The sequence below is a fragment of the Photobacterium sp. OFAV2-7 genome (assembly GCF_022347985.1).
GTDB lineage: Bacteria > Pseudomonadota > Gammaproteobacteria > Enterobacterales > Vibrionaceae > Photobacterium.
Map to the genome: position 1 here is coordinate 1 of NZ_JAKRFQ010000558.1, position 3,454 is coordinate 3,454.

The window sequence follows — 3,454 nt, forward strand, 5'->3', positions numbered from 1 at the left end:
GTTCCGCCTGGTTTTTTGCTAGCCGGTACAATTCCCCGTTGTAGGAAAACGCCAGATCATCATTGGCTGATACCGACAGGTGACGGATAGGGTGATCGGCCAGGGTGGTGATTTGTGTTTCTTTGCCTGTGGCCAATTCATAAAACCAGACATTAAAGCTGCCGCTGCGCTCACTCAGGAAGTAGAAACCGCTGTTGTCACGGTTCCAGAGCGGTTGCTGGGCGGCAATTCTATTTTCAGTCAGCTGACGGTGTTTCCCTGTCTTAGCATCAAATAGCCAGATAGTCGGGACAGCAAAAGAGTTCTGGTGCTTTCTGAATTGCTGATCCTTGTGCGGGGAATTATAGAGCAGCTGTGTTTTATCATTGTTCCACACAGCATGCTTGGCCGGGATCGGCATCAGAGCCTGAGCGGCTTTATTGTTGATATCTACATGGTACAGCTGGTTACCGCTGGTGCCGAATGAGTACAGCGGCAGGCTGTAAAAATCCTGTTGTTCTGCCGTTAGACGTGTGGTGTTGAACAGCACGGACTTTCCATTATCGGAAAAGGCGGTAGGAATGTCGTTGGCAGAATGGGTGGTGAGGCGGGTCATCTCTCCGCTCTGTAACGATACCGTGAAAACATCATCGTTTCCGTACGGGTTGGCAGCAAAAGCCAGTGTTTTATTATCCGGCGACCATACCAGGGCGTGCGGGTAGAATTCGCCACTGGTGATGGCCCGCGCATTGCCACCATCGCTGGATGCAAGATAGATACGGCTTTGGTAGGTAAATGCCAACTGCTTACCATCCGGTGAAATGGCCGTATTGCGTAACCAGAGCGGAGCCTGGTTCTGTGGCTCGGCAGGGGAAGGGGTGTCGGCAGCCAGGGCCGGTGACAATGAACTGGCAATAAGGGCGGCGAGCAATGAGCTGCGCGCGAATGGTCTCATGACTGGATCCTTGTTTGTCGCAATAAATAGCAAGTGACGTTCAAGTGTTATTGGTTTTGGTTAATACTGAACGTTGTTCATATATATCACGAATGACCGATCATTCAACATTTGAATTGTGTATATATTTGTCATGAAGAGTTGCTGAAGAGAAAGGCCGGCGCAGTGCCGGCCAAAAGAGATGAACGGATGAATCGGCCTGCTACTTAGCTTCGGCTTTTTCCGCTTTGAGCTTATTGCATTCGGTAACAGGGATCGCAGTCGTACTTATCATCTTACCGTCTTGCATGCAGATAATGTGAGGGACCGTGACTCGGCTGCCCCCTCCCATTTCGGCAAAGGCTAAGCCAGAAAAGACAATGCAACAAAGTAATGCGATAACTTTTTTCATGTGTTTCCTCCGTGCTTGTAGACCTGGCTGGTCAAAGATTGACCAGTTTGAAACTTAAACGTAGCAGTGATTTGCCTGCAGCGTTGTCGCAGGGATGTTCCATCACGCTATGGTTAATAGGCTAAACAATGGGTTCGAGGGTTATAATATGCCGATGTGGCTTAAGCAAAGCTGAATCTATTGGCAAGACGGATTTACAATGTAAAGCGTAACTTGCGAATGTCCGTTGGTTGAAAATATCAATGAGCTTGCGGGCTATCACGATTGCATTATCATTGGCTATGAGATAATAAATTAAAATGATCAAGCACTTACATTTATAGGGATACAAATGACAGCATCAGCTTATCTTGATTCACTGAACCAGCGTTATTTATCTTTGCACCGGGCCAAAGAAGATTTCTTCTGGGAAACCTATATGGGAACGAGTGATGACCATGAGGGTTCTGCCGAGGCAGAAACACAGTGGGCGACTTTTTTGAGTACTCCGGCCCAGATCACCGAGCTGAAAGAGCAGATAGCGGCAGCCGAGTTGCTTGCCGATTCCAACGAGAAAACGCAAACCCTGGTTGGACTCAAAGGATGGCTGAATATGTTTCAGGCTCATGCGCTGGAGTCAGAGCAGGCCCAAGCGCTAAAAGCTAAGTTGATTAAGTTCGAGGCGGATTTGTTTGAGAAAAAACAAAACCATGTGATGAAGTTTGTTGATGAGAACGGCAACCAGGCGGAAGGATCACTCCCTGTGCTTGCTGCCAATATTCGTACCAGCAGTAATGAGAAGGTTCGTCGCTCCTCGCACCAGGCCTTGATCGATTTGGAGCAGTGGTTGCTGGAAAACGGCTTTTTAGAGCTGGTAAAACTGCGTAATGAGTTCGCCCGGTCATTGGGTTACGACAACTTTTTTGATTACTCGGTGGTCAAAACCGAACAGATGACGACGACAGAGCTATTCGCGATTTTGGAGGACTTTGAAGCCCGAACCCGAGATAGCCATCTGCGCAGCTTACGTCAACTGGCTGATGCCAAGGGCGAGCAAGCCTTGCTTGGTCATAACTTTGTATTCTCGTTCTCCGGGGATGCGATGCGGGATCTGGACCCTTATGTACCGTTTTCTCAGTCTCTACGACGCTGGGTCGAGTCGTTCGGTCGTCTGAATATAGACTATTCGGGTGCAGAACTGACATTGGATCTGCTTGACCGAAAAGGGAAATACCAAAACGGCTTCTGTCATGGTCCGGTACCGTCATTTTACGATCAGGGCCGCTGGGTGCCTGCCAAGGTCAATTTCACCAGCAATGCCAAGCCGGATCAGGTCGGTAGCGGGTATGACGGGATCAACACCTTGTTCCATGAAGGCGGGCATGCTGCGCATTTCTCTAACGTGAAGATGAATGCGCCGTGTTTCTCACAGGAGTTCGCGCCGACTTCGATGGCCTATGCCGAGACTCAGTCGATGTTTTGCGATAGCCTGCTCGGCGATGCAGACTGGCTGAAGCAGTATGCGCTGGACGCTGATGGCGACGCCGTACCGGATGCCGTGATCAAGTCAATGATTGACAGTAAGCAGCCTTTCCGAGCGTATGGCGAGAGAAGCATTTTGGTGGTGCCTTACTTTGAGCGGGCTCTGTATCGTTTGGGTGATGATGAGCTGACAGCGGATGCGGTGACCAAACTGGCCAGAGCAACCGAGCAACAAATTCTTGGGCTGGCATGCAGCCCGCGCCCGCTGATGGCGATCCCACACCTGTTGTCGGATGAGGCGGCCTGTGCCTATCAAGGTTACCTGCTGGCGAACATGGCGGTCTATCAGACAAGAGCTTATTTTACAGAGAAGTTTGGCTACTTAACCGATAATCCTCAGATTGGACAGCTACTGGCGAAGCATTATTGGCATGGCGGAAATAGCGTGAATCACAATGCGACTATTTTTAACCTGACTGGAGAAGGGTTTAACGCCAAATACCTTGCCGATGAGTGCAACCTTTCGGCCGAGCAGGCATGGGAAGCAGAACAGCAAAAAATAGCAGCATTGCAGGGCAGAGAAAGAGCAGAGGTTGCTCCGCTGAATGCCACGATCCGTATAGTTGACGGTGCCGCCCAGCTCGCGGCTAACGATAGTTCGGACAGCG

At 50.0% G+C, this 3,454-nt stretch carries 2 protein-coding genes and 1 pseudogene; 1 reads left to right on the plus strand and 2 read right to left on the minus strand.

Features of this window, described 5'->3' with window-relative positions; all coding sequences use genetic code 11:
• Window positions 1-934: pseudogene (locus MHN01_RS20795) on the minus strand (Tricorn protease); the annotation flags it as partial.
• A 202-nt stretch (window positions 935-1,136) separates the two neighbouring features.
• On the minus strand, window positions 1,137-1,325 hold the full coding sequence (locus MHN01_RS20800) for a hypothetical protein (RefSeq protein WP_075764608.1): 189 nt from the start codon (window positions 1,323-1,325) through the stop codon (window positions 1,137-1,139).
• 331 nt (window positions 1,326-1,656) lie between these two features.
• Between MHN01_RS20800 and MHN01_RS20805 the strand changes: the two genes are divergently transcribed.
• Window positions 1,657-3,454: M3 family metallopeptidase (locus tag MHN01_RS20805; RefSeq protein ID WP_239413179.1), on the plus strand; the 1,798-nt coding region annotated here is incomplete at its 3' end.

Coding starts and splice junctions, on each gene's coding strand:
- MHN01_RS20800 (WP_075764608.1), bottom strand. CDS start 1,325: ATGAAAAAAGTTATCGCATTACTTTGTTGCATTGTCTTTTCTGGCTTA.